Here is a 16,615-nt window from a genome sequence, read left to right as displayed (position 1 = left end):
CAGGGGCGGCCGTGGCCGGCCGACCGCTTCAGCCCTTTTCGGTCGGATCCTGCGCCCGGCAGGATCCGCGAGGGAGGGCCCGGTGATGGCGGGCCGTCACCGCGACCGCAGCCAGGCCGCGGCGTCCACGGGAAGGAGGTTTCCGTCGAGCGGCCGACTGGTGAGCAGGACGGTGTCGTGCGCGGGCAGGACGACGGGCGCCGGGGAGAGGTTGACGACGCAGGCGAACTCGGCGCCTCGGCGGAAGGCGAGGACGCCGCGGTCGCCGGGCAGCCACTCGAACTTGTCGCCGCGCAGACCGGGCGATCCCCGGCGGATCCGGAGCGCGGCGCGGTACAGCGACAGCACGGAGTCCGGGTCGGCGCTCTGCGCCTCCACCGTCAGCGCGGCCCAGCCCTCCGGCTGCGGCAGCCACGGTTCGGTGCCCGCCGGCGAGAAGCCGTACGGCGGGAGGGGGCCGGACCACGGGAGCGGGACGCGGCAGCCGTCCCGGCCGGGGTCGGTGCCGCCGGAGCGCAGGTGCATCGGGTCCTGGAGACGATCGATCGGGAGGTCCTCCACCTCGGGCAGGCCGAGCTCCTCGCCCTGGAAGAGGTAGACGGCACCCGGCAGGGCGAGGGAGAGCAGCGCGGCGGCGCGGGCCCGGCGCAGGCCGAGGGCGACGTCGGTGGGGGTTCCGAAGGCCTTGGCCGCGAAGTCGAAACGGGTGTCCCTGCGACCGTAGCGGGTCACCGTGCGGGTGACGTCGTGGTTGCAGAGGACCCAGGTCGCGGGGGCCCCGGCCGGGGCGTGCAGGGCGAGGGTGGAGTCGATGGACTCGCGCAGCGCCTCCGGCTCCCACGGGCGGGCCAGGAAGTCGAAGTTGAACGCGGTGTGCAGCTCGTCGCGGCGCAGGTAGCGGGTGAACCTCTCGGCGTCGGGCAGCCACACCTCCCCGACGAGGATGCGCTCGCCCGGGTAGGAGTCGGCGATCCTGCGCCAGGACCGGTAGATCTCGTGCAGCTCCTCGCGGTCGGTGAAGGGATGGGGGTCCACCCCCTTGCGGAAGTCGGGCAGTTCGGGGTCCTTGACGAGGAGGGCCGCGGAGTCGATGCGGACGCCGGCGGCTCCGCGGTCGAACCAGAAGCGCAGGATCGACACGTGCTCGCTGCGGACCTGCGGGTGGGCCCAGTTGAGGTCGGGCTGCTGGCTGGCGAAGAGGTGCAGGTACCACTCGCCGGGCGTTCCGTCCGGGTCGGTGGTCCTGGTCCAGGGGCAGCCGCCGAACTCGGACTCCCAGTCGTTGGGCGGCAGTTCGCCGTCCGGGCCGCGGCCGGGGCGGAAATGGAACAGCTCGCGCTCGGGGCTGCCGGGGGCGGCGGCGAGGGCCCGCCTGAACCACGGGTGCTCGGCGGAGACATGGTTGGGGACGATGTCGACGATGGTGCGGATGCCGTGAGCGAGCGCCTCGGTGATCAGGTTCTCGGCGTCCTCCAGGGTGCCGAACAGCGGGTCCACGTCGCGGTAGTCGGCGACGTCGTAGCCGCCGTCCGCCATCGGGGACGGGTACCAGGGGTTGACCCAGATGGCGTCGACGCCGAGTTCGGCGAGGTACGGGAGGCGGGACCGGACCCCGGCGAGATCCCCGGTGCCGTCGCCGTTGCCGTCGGCGAAGCTGCGCGGGTAGACCTGGTAGATCGCCGCGTCGCGCCACCAGGCCGGGTGCTCGGGCTGGCGGCTGGAGTTCTGTCCCACGGTGGGGGGTCCTTTCGACCGGACGGGAGGGGCGTGGTGGTCGACCGCTTCCGGGCGGGGCGCTCAGCCCTTGAGGCCGCCGGAGGTCAGGCCGGACACGATGCTGCGCTGGAAGATCAGGAAGAAGACGATCGTCGGTGCGGAGGCGATGGCCAGGGCGGCGATCACGACGTTCTGCGGCAGGCCGGTGGCGAGGGAGCGGATGCCGATGTTGAGCGTGTGGTCGGCCGGGTCCGGCAGGACCAGCATCGGCCAGAGGAAGTCCTTCCAGACCGCGACCACGGCGAAGATGGAGACCACGCCGAGGATCGGTCGGGACATCGGCAGCACGATCGACCACAGGGCCCGGGTCGGTGAGGCGCCGTCGATCGCGGCTGCGGCCAGCAGGTCCTCCGGGACGGAGTCGAAGAACCGTTTCAACAGGAAGATGTTGAAGGCGTTGGCGACGGTGGGCAGCCAGATCGCCCACGGGGTGCCGACCAGGTTGAGGTGGAGCAGCGGGAGGTCCAGCACGGTGAGGTACTGCGGCACGATCAGGACCGCGGAGGGGACCATCAGGGTCGCGAGCATCATGCCGAGGATCACGTTGCCGAGGATCGGCCGCAGCTTGGAGAGCGCGTAGGCCGCGGCGACGTCGAACACCAGCTGGAAGGCGAGCGCCCCGAGCGCGTAGTAGAGGGTGTTGGTCAGCAGGCGGCCCATCCTGAGCTGGCGCCAGGCCTCCGCGTAGGTGCCCCAGTGGATCTCGGACGGGAAGAGGGTCGGCGGGCTCTGGATCACCTCCTGGGTGCTCTTGAGGCCGCCGGTCACCAGCCAGTAGAGCGGGCCGACGAAGACGGCGGTGAAGACGAGGACCACGAGGACGAGCACCGTCCGGTAGACGGCCTTCCCGAGCGGTCGGTCGAGCTGGGTCTGTGCGACGAGCGTCCGGGTCCGGGGTTCGTTCGCTGCCATGGCCGGAGCCCTTCCTAGTCGTCGGTGCGGCTGAGCCGCGTGTACAGGGCCGAGAAGCCGGCGAGGACCACGAGCATGACCAGGCCCATCGCGGAGGCGACGCCGTAGTTGTTGCCTCCCATGTCGAAGGCGTACTCGTAGACCAGGTAGACGACCGACATCGTGGAGTTCTGCGGGCCGTTCCCACCGGTGAGCAGGAACGGCTCCACGAAGACCTGCATGGTGGAGACGATCTGCAGCAGCAGGAGGAGCGAGAGGATGAGCCTGGTCTGCGGGACGGTGACGTGCCAGATCTTGCGGATCAGGCCGGCGCCGTCCAGGTCGGCCGCCTCGTACAGCTCGCCGGGGATGCCCTGCAGGGCGGCCAGGTAGATGAGGGTGGCGCCGCCCATGTTCATCCAGGTGGCCGCGACGACCACCGAGACCATCGCGGTGTCCGGCGAGTTGAGCCAGGCGGAGGTGGGGAGGTGGAGGGTCGTCAGGATCGAGTTGAAGAGGCCGTACTCCGGGTCGTAGAAGTACTTGAACAGCAGCACCGCGGCGACGGGCGGCATCATCACCGGGATGTACACCAGGATCCGCAGGTAGGCCCTGGCGTGCCGGAGCTCGTTGAGGAGCACGGCCACGAAGAACGGCACCGCGAAGCCCAGGAGCAGCGCGAGCGCGGTGAAGAGGAAGGTGTTGCGCCAGGCGGTCCAGAAGTCGGGGTCGCCGAAGATCCGTTCGAGGTTCTCCAGCCCGACCCACGTGGTCTTTCCGCGTCTGGTCTTCTGGAAGCTCATGACGACTTCGCGGACCATCGGGTACCAGGTGAAGAACCCGAAGCACACCAGGGCGCCGAAGAGGAACCCGTGGGCGGAGACGTTGCGGCGGACGGTCCGGCCGAGTTCCGGACGCTTGGACGAGCGGCCTCCGGAGCCACCCGTGCGGTCGGCCGGGATGCGACTGGCCCGGCGGGTGGTCTTGTAGGGGGAGATGGTCCCGGCCATCGGTGCTCCTGGTGTGCCGGCTGGACCGGCGGGTCGGGCGGGTCGTCGGTGCCCGGTCCGCCGGTCTGCATGTCCGTCGGTCTGCTTGTCGGTCGGTCTGCTTGTCGGTCGGTCTTCGTATCCGTGTGTGTCCGTCGGGGTGGCCGTGGGCGGCTGAGGCCCGGGGCGGGTTGTCCCCCGCGTCGGCTAACCGAGGCTCGCCAGGATCTTGTTGGCCTGGGACTCGGCGTCGGCGAGCAGCTTGTCGATGTCGGCGCCCCGGTCGGTGAGCACGGCGGAGACCGCGTTGTCGAGGACCTTGTAGAGCTGCTGGGCGTTGGCCGGCTCGGTCTTTCCCGGGACCTGCTCGGAGATGTAGGGCGCGTAGTTCCGGACCGGGACGGTTGCGCTGGCGGCCTTGGCCGCGTTGTCCGCCGCGAGGGTCGAACCGGTGAAGAAGTTGGGCTGAGGGATGCCGACGGGCAGGTTGTCCGACCTGTTGCGGGCGTAGTCGAACTGGCCCTTGCCCATGGTCAGGTACTTGAAGGTGACCCAGGCGATGCCGGCCTTGATCTGGTCGGGCGTGGACCCCTTCTTGAAGAGCCGGGTGTCGCCGCCGAGCAGGGTGGCCCTGCCTCCTGGCATCGGACCCATGCCGTAGTCGGCGTAGTTGCCCTTGAGGGTCTGGACCATGTACGTGATGTCGTCCGGCGCCCCGATGTACATGCCGAGCTTGTCGGTGGAGGTCTGGGTCATCAGGTCGGGCCACTTGAGCCCCTGGGCGGCGCCCATCGTGCCGTCGGTCCAGCGCATGTCGTGGAGGTTCTGCAGGACCTGCTTGCCCTCGGGGGTGTTGAAGGCGGCCTTCCTGCCGTCGTCACCGGTCATCCTGCCGCCGAGGCCGTACAGCTCGGCGGTGAAGTGCCAGCCGCCCTGGTTGGTCGCGCTGTACTCGCCGTAGCCGTTGACGCCGTTGCCGAGCGCGGAGATCTTCTGGGCGGCCGTCCGGATCTCCGCCCAGGTCGTCGGCGGCTTGTCGGGGTCGAGACCGGCCTGGGTGAAGAGCTTGCGGTTGTAGATGAGGCCCATCTTGTAGTTGGTGACCGGGAGGCCGTAGAGCTTGCCCTCGCTCCTGAGGGTGTCGAGCACCGAGGGGTCGATGTCCTTCAGGGCCGGGACGGTCGTCTCGTTGACGTACGCGCTGATGTCCTCGACCGCGCCGGCGTCGAGCGCCTGGCCCAGGTCCGTGAAGTAGGCGTAGAAGAGGTCGGGTTGGGTCTTGCCGGCGAGCTGCGCGGTGAACTTGGCGGGCTCGTTGCACGGTGAGGCGTCGGTGGCCCTGATGGTGACGTTCGGGTAGGTCTTGTTGAACTCCGCGATGTCCTCCTCCCACTGCCTGCGCTCCCCCGGCTTCGTGGTCGGCGGCTGGCAGTCGGCGCTGATGGTGACCTTGGCGGACGGGTCCAGCGGGGCCTCCGCTCCGTTCGGCGCGCCGGGGTCGCCCGAGGAGCCGCTATCGGCGGAGCTGCTGCACGCGGCGGCCGGGAGGACCAGGGCGCCGACGGCCACGGCGGCGAGGGATCTGCGGAGAAGCCGATTCGTCTTCATGGGGGAGAGGACCCTTCTACAGGCACGGCGGGCAGGGCCGGTGCCGGGGCGCGGGGGAGCCCCGGTGTTCCGGTGGGGATCGCCCCGGTCCTGGTGACGGGGGCGGGGACGTGCGGAAGCGAGGCCCGCGCACTCCTGGACTGCGCGGCTCGGACGCCCCGGGGGCACGTCGCGGACCCTCTCGGGACCTGTCGGCGACCACCCCTCGGCGCGCCGCTCACTTAACCATCCCGCCCAGATGACCACAAGATGTCGACAGAATTTCGCAAAAACAAGATAGCCCGCCGCGATGCCCCGACGACCTGGTCGGCTGCGGCCTCAACCGGCTACACACTCACCCCTCCCTGGGATCTGCCGGCGGGTCACACCTCCCGCACTTCGCCGCCCGAACACTGCCGGATCACTGCCGGGGCCGCCCACCAGCGGAAGGCCCGGCTCCACGTCCGCAAGATCCACTCTCCGCTACTGCATGAAGTCGGCAAATCTTAGAAAGAACCTTGCATGCATCTTGTGAGGTGCTCGGCGAGCGCGCTCTACTGTCACGACCACCTCCTCCCCGGAGAATCGAGCACCGGATGCCACGGAGCACCACGGATCCCTCCCAGGCCGGGATATGTGTTTGTCGACGCGGGACGGCATGCATAGGGTCGGCGGCATGACGACACGGCTTGTTCAGATTTCGATGAATGCCCGGGACGACTCCGCGGTCGGCCGGTTCTGGGCGGAGGTACTCGGCTGGGGCATCGACAGCGAGGGCCCCGGTGTGACCAACCTCGAACCCGTGGGCTTCGTCTATCCCGACCCCGTCGCCGTCTGCATCGACGTCGTTCGCGCCACCGACCCCAAGACGGTGAAGAACCGTCTGCACATCGACCTCGCCACCACCTCGGCAGCCCATCAGGCGGAGCTGGTCGCACGGCTGAAGGCCCTCGGCGCGACGCCCGCCGACGTGGGCCAGGGCGACGTGCCGTGGACGGTCCTGGCCGACCCCGAGGGCAACGAGTTCTGCGTACTGGAGCCCCGCGAGCGCTACCTGGACACCGGGCCGATGGCCTCGGTGGTGGTCGACTGTGCGGACCCGAGGGCCATGGCGGGGTTCTGGGGCGAGGCGATGGACTGGACCGTCCACGAGGTGACGGACGACCAGGCCGTGCTGCGCTCCGCCAGGAGCGTCGGCCCGTACCTCGAATTCATCCGCACCCCCGACGAGAAGACCGTGAAGAACCGTCTCCACCTCGACCTCCGCCCGTACCCCGGGGGCGACCGGGTCGAGGAGGCGGCGCGGCTGCGGGCTCTCGGCGCGACGCCCGCCGACGTGGGCCAGGGCGACGTGCCGTGGACGGTCCTGGCCGATCCCGAGGGCAACGAGTTCTGCGTCCTCGCCCCGCGCTGACGCGGAGCCCGACGACACCCGGCCCGTAGGCACGGCCGCTCCCCCACGGCCGGTCCCCGGTGGTCGGCGCCGGGGACCGGCCGGGCAGGTGGCCTTTTCCGTCGTACGGGAATGAGCCGGGCGGCAGCGCCCGTTGTGGCGGGAGTGACCACGACGCCGCCCTTCCGACTGTCGGTGCTGGACCGTTCCCGGACCCGCAGGGGGGAGGAACCGGCCCGGGCGCTGCGGGACACCGTGGCCTTCGCCGTCGAGGCCGAGCGGCTCGGCTACCACCGGTTCTGGGTGTCCGAGCACCACGGCGTCCCGGGCGTGGCCGGTTCGGCCCCGACCGTGCTGGCCGCAGCGGTGGCCTCGGCAACGGAGCGGATCAGAGTGGGGACGGGCGGGGTGATGCTCCCCAACCACCAACCGCTGGTCGTGGCCGAGCAGTTCGGTGTGCTCGCCGCCCTGTTCCCGGGCCGGATCGACATGGGTCTCGGCCGTTCGGTGGGGTTCACCGACGGGGTACGGCGGGCGCTGGGCCGGGAGAAGGACTCCGCCGACCGGTTTCCCGAGCAACTCGCCGAACTGCTGGCCTACTTCGATGCGCCGTCGAGCGCCCCCCACGGCGTTCACGCCCGGCCGGCCGAGGGTCTGGACGTACCGGCGTTCGTGCTGGCCACCGGCGCCGGCGCGGACGTCGCGGCCGAGGCCGGGCTCCCCCTGGTGATCGCGGCCGCGCGAGGGCAGGAGCGGATGTTCGAGGCGATCGACCGCTACCGGGAGCGCTTCCGCCCCTCGGCCCGCGCCTCCCGGCCGTACGTCGTGCTCTCGGGTACGGTCGCCGTCGCCGGGTCGGAGTCCGAGGCCCGCGACCTCCTCGTCCCCGAGGCCTGGGCCGCCGCCCACTCCCGGACCCACGGCGAGTTCCCGCCGCTGGCCCCCACCGGGGAGATCCTGTCCCGGACGATGACCCCGCGCGAACGTGCGGCGTTCCAGCAGTCGCTCACCGGCCACATCGCGGGCACCCCTCAGCAGGCGTGGGCCCGCCTCACCGAGCTGATGGAGCGCGCCGCGGCGGACGAGTTCCTCCTCGCCACCAGCACCTACGACCGCGACGCGCTGTTCACCTCCTACCGCCTCCTCGCACAGGTCGCCGGTCTGAGGCCGCTCCCCGCGGGGACCCAGGACTGACGGCGGGGACGGCGCGGGCCGGGCGCGACTGTTCCGCCGACCGGGTCGCCGACCCTGCGTCCCCTTCCGTCGCGGCGGCCCGGGTCGGTCACGGACGGCACGACGGCTTCCGCTCCGGGCGCCACATGGTTACTCTTCGGTAATCGAGCCCGGGCGCGGGCCCGTACCTGGAGGAGCACCATGCCGACCCTGCCCCGATCCGCCGCTCTCCTGAGCGGCCTGCTGCTCGGCGCCGGGGTGGCACACTTCGCCGTCCCCCGCCCGTTCGACGCCATGGTGCCCCGCGGCCTCCCCGGTGATCCGCGCACCTGGACCCGGCTCAGCGGGGTGGCGGAGCTCGCCGTCGGCGCGGCCATCGCCTGCCCGCCCACCCGCCGGGCCGGCGCGCTGGCCGCAGCCGGCCTGTTCGTCGCGGTCCTGCCCGCCAACGTCAAGATGGCCCGGGACTGGCGCCACCGTCCCGCACCGCTTCGCGTCGCCGCCCTGGCCCGGGTACCGCTTCAGGCTCCCCTGATCGCCTGGGCCCTACGGGTCTCCCGCCTCTGAGCCACGCCCCCGGGCCACGCGCCGGAACACCGTCTGCGCACGGCGAGGCCGGGGTGGGCCCGCGACGCCTACTGCTGCAGCACCGCCACCAGTTGGGAACGCCGGGCGATCCGCAGCTTCCGGTACGAGTTGGTGAGGTGCGTTTCCACGGTGCGGAGGGTGAGGCACAGCGCGGAGGAGATCTGGGCGTTGGTGTTCCCCACCGCCGCCAGTTCGGCCACGCGCCGTTCGGCCGGGGTCAGGGCGTGCCCGCCGTTCCTGCTCCGTACCCCGCCCTCGCGCAAGGCGTCCTGGGTCAGGGCGAGGAGACGGCCGACGGCGGCCGGCCCCCCGGCTCCCGGAGCGGCCCCCGAAGCGGGCGCGGGGGCCGGCCGCAGGGCCACGGCGTGCGCCTCCCGCAGCGTGTCGCGGCCCTTGCGGGCGCTGCCCGCCTCGATCTGGGCCCGGCCGAGGTCGACCAGGACCTCCGCGAGTTCCACGGGCGCGGCACTCGGCCTGAGCAGTTCGGCGCCCTCGGTCAGCGAACACAGCGCCAGCCTGCCGCCCACGGCCGCGGCGTACGCCCGCAGCGCCCGGCCGACGGTACGCGCGGTGCCCCAGGTCCGGGCGTGGCGCAGCTCCTCCTCGGCGAGTTCGCGGGCTTCCTGCCGCCGCCCGAGCCGGACCAGGGCGAACGCCGCTCCCGAGCGCCACGGCGTGGCGACCGGGCTGACGAAGTCGTGGGCGCTCTGGCCGGCTCCGCAGGCCAGGTAGTCGTCGAGAGCCGCGTGCCAGTCGCCGTCCGCCGCATGCAGCACGGCCCGCGTGTAGCTGAGCTCGTTCCACTCCCAGGAACTCTCGCTGCCGCGCTGTCCGGCGAGGGCCACGGCCTCCCACGCCCCGGCGCGATCGCCCTTCTCGTACCGGGCGGACGCCACCATCGCCGACAGGTGCGGCAACCGGACGCCCCGCTCGCCGGCCGCCTCCACCAGCGGCGCGTTCTCGGCGACGACGCGGTCGAACGCGCCCTCCCAGAGCGCCGTCTCGGCCCGGACACTCAGCAGGCACTGCACACCGACGTCCGTCAGGGCCGGGGGGACGGAAAGGCCGGGCAGGCACAGGCCGGTCAGCTCGCGGGCCTCGTCCAGACAGTCGGCCCACTGCAACAGGGTGGCCGCGCTGCCGAACCAGGCCGTCCGCAGACGCGGGTCGACCCGCGTCGCCAGGCGCGGTCGGATCCGGGCGAGTGCCTCGGCCGCCGAGCAGAGACCGGCGCCGGCCTCGTACTCGGTGATCAGCCCGCACACCAGCGGCTCGATGGCGGGGGGCGCCGTCGGGGCGAGCGCGCGCAGGCCGGCGACGGCCCCGCGCCACTCGTCGTTGTCGTGCGAGGCGACGAGCGCGCCGAGGGTCTGCAACACCTGGACCAGTTCGTCGTCGGCGGCGGCGCGACCGGCCTGGCGCAGGACCCGCATGGCGGTGTCGGGGTCCCGGACCGCGACGAGGGCCGCGCTGAGGGCGGTCGCCGCGGCGGCCCGTTCCCGGACGTCGGTGTGCAGTTCCAGTCCGGTGTGGAGTCGACGGATACCGGCCGTCGGGTTGTTCGCAAGCTCCAGGGCGCCGAGGCGCACGGTGAGGGCGGCGCGCCGGTCCGGGTCGAGCGTGCCGCTCAGGGCGTGGCGCAGGTACGCGGCGGACTGCGCGACGTGACCGTTGCGCGCGGCTTCCTCGGCGGCCTCGGAGAGCGCGCGGGCCATCCACGTCGCGCCGGGCCGCTCCACGTGCAGGAGCCGGGAGGCCACGGCCGTCGCAGGGGCACCGCTCTCGTCGAGCAGTTCCGCGACACGGGCGTGCAGTGCGGCGACCTCCTCCGGATCGGCGGCGGCGAGCACGGCCCCGCGGGCGAGGGGGTGACTCAGCAGTGCGTCCAGGTGGTGCGCCGGCCGCTCGCCCGGGGCTCGCGCGGACGTGCAGAGGTCGCAGAGCCGGTGATCGGGACCGGGGCCGGCAGGCGGGTCGCCCTCCGCCGCGACAGCGAGGGCGAGACAGGCGTGGCGTAAGCACGGATCGGCCTTCCTCAGCCAGTCGGCGATCGTGTCGCGGTAACGGCCGTGCGGCCGGGCGGACTTCGGGCCGGACGGCGGTCCGCCGCCGAGGTCGGCGATGAGCGCCCGTACCAGGGCCGGGTTGCCGGCACCCGCTTCGACGCAGGTCGCGGTGTCGTCCCGGTCCAGGTCGGCGGCCCGGGCGAGGCGGACGACGGTGGACTCGCTGAGGGGGCGGAGGGCGACGGCCCCGCCCGTGGAGGGTGGGAAGGGCACCGGACCGGGCTGGTCCGCGCACTCGGTGACCACCAGCAGGACGGGGATCTCGGCGATCCGGCGGGCGAGGTAGCCGATCCAGCGCAGGGACGGCTCGTCGGCATGGTGGAGGTCGTCCACCACGAGCAGGACCGGCCGCTCGGCGGCGGACCGGGTCAGTCGCGTCACCAGGCGGTGGAACAGCCACTGTTCGTCCATCCCGGTCGGCACCGAGAAGGGCACGGCTTCGTCGTCCGTGAAGAGCTGCCGAACGATTCCGAACGGGAACGCCGTCTCCTCCGCCACGCCGCGCGCCCGGCCGACGCGCATCGCGCCGCGGCCGGACTCGCGGCGGACGATCGTCTCCAGCACCGCGGTCCGCCCCATGCCGGCGACCGGCGCGGAGAGGAGGATCCACCGGCCGCTGCCCGCACGCGTGGCTGCCGCGGCTGCCGCGGCCGTGCCCAGCACCTCGTCGCGTTCCAGGAGCATTCGTTCCCCACCCCCTTCCCTGCGGGTGGCCCCGATCCGGAGGTGGCCGCCCCGGCCGTCGGGCCCGGGACCTCCCCTCACCGGGGTACCGGTGGTGACGGTGAGCGGGACGCCGTCGCGGGCGCCGGGACGCGGAGGTGCGGGGGCAGCGGTGCGGTTCACGGGGGTACCTGCCTCACGGATCGGATCGGGAGGATGGCGAGGGTGATGACAGCACCGCCGTCGAAGGGGCCGACGGCGAAGGGACCGACGGTCGGCGGCAGAGCGGTGACGGTACCAAGGACGCCGAGAACCTCCGCGCAGGAGCAGGCTCTCCGGGCAGCCCTTCGGGCATCCGGGCCGGGCCGACGGCCCGGCCCGTGCCGGAGCCGAGGCCGGTGACGGCCGTGCCGGTCGCGGCGGGCAGCCGGAAGGGCAGCGTCACGCCGGCGACCGGCACGACGGAGGCGACGTCGACGGCCTCGCACGAGGTGGCGGTCACGACGTCCCTCCCCGGCGTCAGAACTATCTAACATCCGTTAGATAAGCTGGCGGGGGTACTCTAGGCCAGCCCCGCGGCCCCGGCAAGGCCCGCCGAAGGGGCCCTGATCAGGAGGCGTAGTGGCGACCCGAATGACCCCGCAGGAGCGGCGGCTGTCCATCCTCGACACCGCGATGGACGTGGTCTCCGAGGAGGGCTACAAGGGCCTGTCGCTGCGCGAACTCGCCCGCCGCTGCGGCATGTCCGCCCCGGGCGTGATGCACTACTTCCCGGACATGCCCACCCTGCTCCTCGCCCTCCTGGAGCACCGTGACGGGATCGACGGCCCGCACCTCTACGCCGTCGTCGCGGGCAGCCCCGACCTGCGCTCCGCGCTCGACGCGATCGTCGACTACAACGCCTGCCACCCGCGCCGGGCCCAGCTGTACGCCATGGTCCAGGCCGAGGCCCTCGACCCCGCCCACCCCGCTCGCGCCTACTTCGACGGCCGCACCGAACTCCTGATCCGGGAGGCCCGCAGCCGCGTCGACACCGACGCCGCGCCGGAACTCCTCCAGGTCGTGCCGGCCGTCCTCGACGGCCTCCAGCTGCACTGGCTCATGGACCCCGAAGGCTTCGACCTGCGCACCCAGTGGGCCGTCGTCGCCGACGCCCTCTTCGCCCACTACACACGCCGGCCCGCGGTCGGCACCGACACCTGACCGGCCGCCACCGGCCACGGCCCCGCCGGCGGAGGCCGGCGCTCGGGCCCGATCTCGGCCCAGCTGGCGGCGTTCATGCCCCCGGGGACGGTCACCCGGATCTCCGGCCGCGGGTCGTTCGAGGACGGGCGGCTCACGCTCGACGAGTCCGGCACGGCCTCGGGATTCCTCCACTACGACGACGGACACGGGCCGGGTTCCGTCAGTGTGAGCATCAGCGATCCGCGGCCGGGGGTGGTGGCGCGTCCTGCGGCGCCGCCCCCGGCCGCGGCTCAGCGGTACCAGGTGCGGATGGCGGTGGCGGTCTCGCGCACGTCGGCCTGTCCGTCGCGGACACGGGCGGCCAGGGCGACGGCGGCCTTCGGTTCGGCGGTGACGATGACACCGGAGGCGCTGAGGTAGGAGGCGGCGACGACGGCGGCGAAGTGCTCGTTGGCGTACTCCAGGGCCGGGACGCGGATGAGCTGGTGCATGAGCGCGGCGGCACGCTGGTGCACGGCCCCGTACACGGGCACCTCCATGACCTCGTCGACGTGGCGGGCGACCGCGGCGGCGAGCGTGCCGTAGTCCGTGACGTCGGGGTCTGCGGCCAGGAACTGGTGGGTGACGTCCAGGAGCCAGGCCCGGTCGACGCGCAGGATCACGCCGCGTCCGCCGTGCCGGACCGGGCGCTCTGCGGGTAGGGGCCGAACCCGGCCTCGAAGGCCGGCGCCCACGCCTGCGAGAAGTGCGCGGCGGCGGTCAGGAAGCGCTCGCGCCTCTCGTCGGCCTCCTCGACCAGGACCTTGCGCGCGTAGTCGGGCAGGCTCATCCCGGCCGCCTCGGCGCGCTGCTCCAGGGCTTCGTGGGTCGTCTCGTCCAGGCGGACGTTCAGTTGCTTCACGCCCGTCAGCGTAGCCGTGCGTATCGTGCGCTACAACACCCCCGGGCCGGATCCGACGCAGGCCGCCCACCCTTGAGGGGGCGGGCGGCCGACGCACGAGGGGGTGGCGGACGTGAGCCGCGCTCAGTCGGGGATCCCGGCTCGGGACGGGCCGCCGGCCGGGCGGGCGTCGTCCCGGCCTTCGACCAGGACGGCGGGCTCCAGCGGCGAGGCGATCTCCTGCGGCTTGCTGCGGGAGGCCCAGTCGCGGATGCCGAGCAGCACCATCACGAAGAAGATCCCGTAGACGATGCCGGAGAAGTACAGCTCGGAGTGGACCGCGAGCGGCACGCCCACCAGGTCGACGGCCAGCCAGACGAACCAGAACTCGACGTAGCGGCGGGCCTGGCTGTACATGGCGAGGATCGAGCCGATGAAGATCCAGGCGTCCGCGAGGACCATCCACAACGGCGCGCCGGGGTAGAACGAGGCGTCCGTCCATCTCAGCACCGCGCCGAACACGGCCGTCCCCAGCACCATCGCGGCGATCAGCGCGACGCGTTCACGGCTCGACGCCCAGCGGACGTTGATGGTGCCTTCCTGCTCGCGGCTGCGCTTCCAGGTCGCCCAGCCCCAGGAGGCCGAGACGATGATCACGATCTGCCGGGCGGCGTTGCCGCCGAGATGCACGTTCAGGCTGGCGATCAGCAGCAGCACCGAGCCGAGGATCTGCACCGGCCAGGCCACCAGCGAGCGCCGCAGGGCCAGCCAGACGGTGGCGAGCGCCAGGAGGTTGCCCAGGAAGTCGGACCAGTAGACGGGGAGACCGAAGAAGCTGAACTGCTCGTTCAGCCAGTGGAATGCGCTCATGACTCACACCTTTGTTCGTTCGGAGCGAGGAGGGGGATCGACGGTCGGCCCCGCCGAAGCGGGGGAAGCGGGGCCGACCGGGCGCGTGGGCGCAGGGCGCGGTCACCGAGGGGGCGGGAACGCGCGCCGAGCAGGTGGGGCGTGGTGACGGGGTCAGGAGAGGACGTTGCGGACGTGCCGTCCGTACGCGGAGTCCAGCAGGGCCTCCGAGCGGCGGACGTCCTCCCGTGCGGCGAGCACCAGCTCGTCCGCCGAGGCGAACCTCTCGGTGTCCCGGATGCGGGCGACGAACCAGAGGTCGACGCGCTCGCCGTACAGATCGCCCGGGGCGTCGTGGCAGTACACCTCGGTGTGGATCTCGGAGGTGTCGCAGAAGGTGGGGTTGGTGCCGACACTGATCGTCGCGCGGTGCACGGTGCCGGTCGCGCGGCGGGCCAGCCAGCCACTGTAGATCGCGGGCGGTGGGACGGGAGTGCCGGGGTCGGGAGCGACGTTGGCGGTGGGGAATCCCAGGCCCGTCCCCCGGCCGGCGCCGTGCACCACGGTGCCGGCCAGGGGGGTCGTCGGTGTGTCAGCCATGCGGGGTGAGCTCGCGGAACTGGCTGGTGTGGAAGACCAGCGGCTCCACCCCGGGGAAGAGCTCGGCGGTGAGCAGCTCCATCAGGACGATCTCGTGGTCGCCGCCGTCGTACACCGCGCTCACCCGGGCGGTCAGCCACAGGGCCGTGTCGTGGATCAGCACCGCACCGTCCGGCGTCGCCTGCCACGCGGTGCCCTCGAAGCGGTCGCCCGCGCGGGAGGCGAGCCGCCGGCAGAGCGCGCCCTGGTCACGGCTGAGCACGCTCAGCCCCAGCACGGGCGCCCCTGCCAGCCTCGGCCAGGTGGTCGAGGAGCGGGCCACGCTGACCGCGACCATCGGCGGCTCCAGCGAGATCGACACGAAGGAGCTCACCGCGAGCCCGATCGGTCCGCCGCCGCGCAGCGCACCGATCGCGACCACACCGGTGGGGTAGGCGCCGAACGCCTGGCGCAGCACCGCCGCGTTCAGCTCCGCGGCGTCGGGCTCCGCACCGTTCGGCTCCGCAGCGGTCGGCTCCGCAGCGGTCAGCTCCGCAGCGGTCAGCTCCGCGGACGCGGCGGGCGGGGTCGGATGGTGGGCGGGAGTGACCATGGTCGTCGTCCTCTCGTCGCGCGTGGGGTGGTCAGTGACGGTGCTGCGCGGCCGGGTGGCTGGCAGGCAGGGCGCGGTCGGAGGCGCCGGTCAGCCGCTCGCGCAGCGACTCACCGGCCGTGTACTCGCCGCGGAAGACACCGCGGGCGCGCAGGATCGGGAGCACCGACTCCACGAACTCCGTGGTGGAGGCCGGCTGCACGGTCGGCGAGAGCAGGAAGCCGTCCAGGTCGGCGCCCTCCGCCAGGGCGCAGATCTCGTCGGCGATCTCCTCGGCGGTGCCGACCACCGGGCGGGCGCCGACACCGTGGGTGTGCCAGTCGGCGAGCACGTCGCCGACGGTCCTGCCCGCGAAGCGGGCGACCTGGGTCTGCGACATCTCGGTGGACAGCTCCGACATCGGGGTGCCGGGCGCGTACGAGGAGAGGTCGAGGCCGGTGAACATGGCGTAGCTGGCGACGGTGACCTCCGGACGCTGGGCGTCCAGGACGCGCTGCCAGCGGCGCTCGGCGTCGGAGGTGGTGGCTCCGACCACACAGGAGAACGCCGACATCACCTTGACCTCGTCGGCGCGTCGGCCCGCCTTCACGGCCTCCTCGCGGATCGCCGTGGTGTGCCCGGCGAGCTGCGCCACCGAGCCGCTGCCGACGAACATGCACTCGCCGTGCCGCCCGCCGACCCGTCGCCCGGCCGGGGACGCTCCGGCCTGGAACAGCACCGGGGTGCCCTGCGGGGAGCGGGCGGTGTTGCCGTAGCCGCGCGAGCGGAAGTACGGGCCGTCGTGCTCGACCAGGTGGACCTTCGCCGGGTCGGCGAACCGGCCGTCCTTGTCCTTCTCCAGGGCGTCCGGCTCCCAGGCGCCCTCCCAGTACTTGTAGACCAGGTCGAGGAAGTCCTCGGCCATCCTGTACCGGTCGTCGTGCGCCACCATGTCCATGCCGAAGGCCTTGACCGCCGTGTCGGCGGTGCCGGTGGTCACGACGTTCCAGCCGAGCCGGCCGCCGGACAGCTGGTCCAGGGTGGCCAGTCGGCGGGCGAACGCGTAGGGCGGTTCGACCAGCACCGATCCGGTCACCACCAGGCCCAGGTCGGTGGTGCTCGCGAGCAGGGCCGAGGCGATCACGAACGGGTCCAGGCGCGGCAGGTCCAAGGTCTCCTCGGTGGCGATCGGCGGGCGCACCCCGTCGATCTCCGACCAGCCCCAGGCGTCGGCCAGGAACAGGAAGTCCAGCTTGGCGTCCTCGCAGATCGCCGCGATCTCGCGCCAGTACCCGAAGGTGTCGAACAGGTGCCGGCGGCTGTCCGGGTGGCGCCAGGTGGCGGTGCCGCTCGCGTTGGTCTGGGCGTTCTCGAACAGTCCGAGCTTGAGGTTGCGCATGGGTG

The 16,615-nt window shown here is 72.7% G+C and carries 15 protein-coding genes; 4 read left to right on the top strand and 11 right to left on the bottom strand.

Going from position 1 to position 16,615, the window contains the following annotated elements; all coding sequences use genetic code 11:
* Nucleotides 1-96 precede the first annotated feature (96 nt).
* The 4 genes from ACFWIC_RS21775 to ACFWIC_RS21760 form a co-directional block, all read right to left on the bottom strand.
* Nucleotides 97-1,734, bottom strand: coding sequence for a glycoside hydrolase family 13 protein (locus tag ACFWIC_RS21775; RefSeq protein WP_380519794.1), 1,638 nt, complete (start codon nucleotides 1,732-1,734; stop codon nucleotides 97-99).
* Between the two features lie 63 nt (nucleotides 1,735-1,797).
* The gene (locus tag ACFWIC_RS21770; protein ID WP_355405596.1) at nucleotides 1,798-2,688 is read right to left on the bottom strand and encodes a carbohydrate ABC transporter permease; all 891 of its coding nucleotides are present in this window, start codon (nucleotides 2,686-2,688) and stop codon (nucleotides 1,798-1,800) included.
* Between the two features lie 14 nt (nucleotides 2,689-2,702).
* Nucleotides 2,703-3,677, bottom strand: a complete 975-nt coding sequence (locus tag ACFWIC_RS21765; RefSeq protein ID WP_380519793.1) for a carbohydrate ABC transporter permease — start codon at nucleotides 3,675-3,677, stop codon at nucleotides 2,703-2,705.
* Nucleotides 3,678-3,863: 186 nt separating this feature from the next.
* On the bottom strand, nucleotides 3,864-5,264 hold the full coding sequence (locus tag ACFWIC_RS21760) for an extracellular solute-binding protein (protein WP_380519792.1): 1,401 nt from the start codon (nucleotides 5,262-5,264) through the stop codon (nucleotides 3,864-3,866).
* A 655-nt stretch (nucleotides 5,265-5,919) separates the two neighbouring features.
* Between ACFWIC_RS21760 and ACFWIC_RS21755 the strand changes: the two genes are divergently transcribed.
* From ACFWIC_RS21755 to ACFWIC_RS21745, 3 genes are all read left to right on the top strand, one after another.
* A complete protein-coding gene (locus tag ACFWIC_RS21755; RefSeq protein ID WP_380519791.1) occupies nucleotides 5,920-6,657 on the top strand; it encodes a VOC family protein in 738 nt (245 codons plus the stop codon).
* A 111-nt stretch (nucleotides 6,658-6,768) separates the two neighbouring features.
* Nucleotides 6,769-7,830 carry an LLM class flavin-dependent oxidoreductase gene (locus tag ACFWIC_RS21750; RefSeq protein ID WP_380519790.1) on the top strand — a complete coding sequence of 354 codons (1,062 nt, stop codon included), beginning with the start codon at nucleotides 6,769-6,771 and terminating at the stop codon, nucleotides 7,828-7,830.
* A 180-nt stretch (nucleotides 7,831-8,010) separates the two neighbouring features.
* Nucleotides 8,011-8,376 (top strand): hypothetical protein, encoded by a 366-nt coding sequence (locus tag ACFWIC_RS21745; RefSeq protein ID WP_329875923.1) that lies wholly within the window; start codon nucleotides 8,011-8,013, stop codon nucleotides 8,374-8,376.
* 68 nt (nucleotides 8,377-8,444) lie between these two features.
* Here the strand turns inward: ACFWIC_RS21745 and ACFWIC_RS21740 are convergent, their stop codons facing one another.
* On the bottom strand, nucleotides 8,445-11,147 hold the full coding sequence (locus ACFWIC_RS21740; protein ID WP_380519789.1) for an AAA family ATPase: 2,703 nt from the start codon (nucleotides 11,145-11,147) through the stop codon (nucleotides 8,445-8,447).
* 600 nt (nucleotides 11,148-11,747) lie between these two features.
* Here ACFWIC_RS21740 and ACFWIC_RS21735 point away from each other — a divergent pair.
* On the top strand, nucleotides 11,748-12,329 hold the full coding sequence (locus ACFWIC_RS21735; RefSeq protein WP_329875920.1) for a TetR/AcrR family transcriptional regulator: 582 nt from the start codon (nucleotides 11,748-11,750) through the stop codon (nucleotides 12,327-12,329).
* Between the two features lie 272 nt (nucleotides 12,330-12,601).
* On the opposite strand, the gene ACFWIC_RS21730 is transcribed toward ACFWIC_RS21735, so the two are convergent.
* The 6 genes from ACFWIC_RS21730 to ACFWIC_RS21705 all read right to left on the bottom strand — a co-directional run bounded on the left by ACFWIC_RS21730 (nucleotide 12,602) and on the right by ACFWIC_RS21705 (nucleotide 16,610).
* The gene (locus tag ACFWIC_RS21730; RefSeq protein WP_329875919.1) at nucleotides 12,602-12,973 is read right to left on the bottom strand and encodes a fic family toxin-antitoxin system, toxin component; all 372 of its coding nucleotides are present in this window, start codon (nucleotides 12,971-12,973) and stop codon (nucleotides 12,602-12,604) included.
* The gene (locus tag ACFWIC_RS21725; protein WP_329875918.1) at nucleotides 12,970-13,212 is read right to left on the bottom strand and encodes a plasmid mobilization protein; all 243 of its coding nucleotides are present in this window, start codon (nucleotides 13,210-13,212) and stop codon (nucleotides 12,970-12,972) included. The genes ACFWIC_RS21730 and ACFWIC_RS21725 overlap by 4 nt, the downstream gene beginning before the upstream one ends.
* A gap of 123 nt (nucleotides 13,213-13,335) precedes the next feature.
* The gene (locus tag ACFWIC_RS21720) at nucleotides 13,336-14,061 is read right to left on the bottom strand and encodes a nicotinamide riboside transporter PnuC (RefSeq protein WP_380519788.1); all 726 of its coding nucleotides are present in this window, start codon (nucleotides 14,059-14,061) and stop codon (nucleotides 13,336-13,338) included.
* A gap of 153 nt (nucleotides 14,062-14,214) precedes the next feature.
* A complete protein-coding gene (locus ACFWIC_RS21715; RefSeq protein ID WP_355405604.1) occupies nucleotides 14,215-14,640 on the bottom strand; it encodes a riboflavin kinase in 426 nt (141 codons plus the stop codon).
* Nucleotides 14,633-15,232 (bottom strand): flavin reductase family protein, encoded by a 600-nt coding sequence (locus ACFWIC_RS21710; RefSeq protein WP_380519787.1) that lies wholly within the window; start codon nucleotides 15,230-15,232, stop codon nucleotides 14,633-14,635. The genes ACFWIC_RS21715 and ACFWIC_RS21710 overlap by 8 nt, the downstream gene beginning before the upstream one ends.
* Before the next feature lie 31 nt (nucleotides 15,233-15,263).
* Nucleotides 15,264-16,610 (bottom strand): NtaA/DmoA family FMN-dependent monooxygenase, encoded by a 1,347-nt coding sequence (locus tag ACFWIC_RS21705; protein ID WP_329875911.1) that lies wholly within the window; start codon nucleotides 16,608-16,610, stop codon nucleotides 15,264-15,266.
* Nucleotides 16,611-16,615: the final 5 nt, after the last annotated feature.

The organism is Kitasatospora sp. NPDC127035 (genome assembly GCF_042726075.1).
GTDB lineage: Bacteria > Actinomycetota > Actinomycetes > Streptomycetales > Streptomycetaceae > Kitasatospora.
This window is presented reverse-complemented; position numbering and strand designations above follow the sequence as displayed.

Bases quoted from the DNA above. Each gene is read 5' to 3' on its own strand.
- ACFWIC_RS21750 (WP_380519790.1), top strand. From the start codon at position 6,769: ATGAGCCGGGCGGCAGCGCCCGTTGTGGCGGGAGTGACCACGACGCCG.
- ACFWIC_RS21740 (WP_380519789.1), bottom strand. From the start codon at position 11,147: ATGCTCCTGGAACGCGACGAGGTGCTGGGCACGGCCGCGGCAGCCGCG.
- ACFWIC_RS21745 (WP_329875923.1), top strand. From the start codon at position 8,011: ATGCCGACCCTGCCCCGATCCGCCGCTCTCCTGAGCGGCCTGCTGCTC.
- ACFWIC_RS21770 (WP_355405596.1), bottom strand. From the start codon at position 2,688: ATGGCAGCGAACGAACCCCGGACCCGGACGCTCGTCGCACAGACCCAG.
- ACFWIC_RS21715 (WP_355405604.1), bottom strand. From the start codon at position 14,640: ATGGCTGACACACCGACGACCCCCCTGGCCGGCACCGTGGTGCACGGC.
- ACFWIC_RS21705 (WP_329875911.1), bottom strand. From the start codon at position 16,610: ATGCGCAACCTCAAGCTCGGACTGTTCGAGAACGCCCAGACCAACGCG.
- ACFWIC_RS21720 (WP_380519788.1), bottom strand. From the start codon at position 14,061: ATGAGCGCATTCCACTGGCTGAACGAGCAGTTCAGCTTCTTCGGTCTC.
- ACFWIC_RS21710 (WP_380519787.1), bottom strand. From the start codon at position 15,232: ATGGTCACTCCCGCCCACCATCCGACCCCGCCCGCCGCGTCCGCGGAG.
- ACFWIC_RS21765 (WP_380519793.1), bottom strand. From the start codon at position 3,677: ATGGCCGGGACCATCTCCCCCTACAAGACCACCCGCCGGGCCAGTCGC.
- ACFWIC_RS21755 (WP_380519791.1), top strand. From the start codon at position 5,920: ATGACGACACGGCTTGTTCAGATTTCGATGAATGCCCGGGACGACTCC.
- ACFWIC_RS21760 (WP_380519792.1), bottom strand. From the start codon at position 5,264: ATGAAGACGAATCGGCTTCTCCGCAGATCCCTCGCCGCCGTGGCCGTC.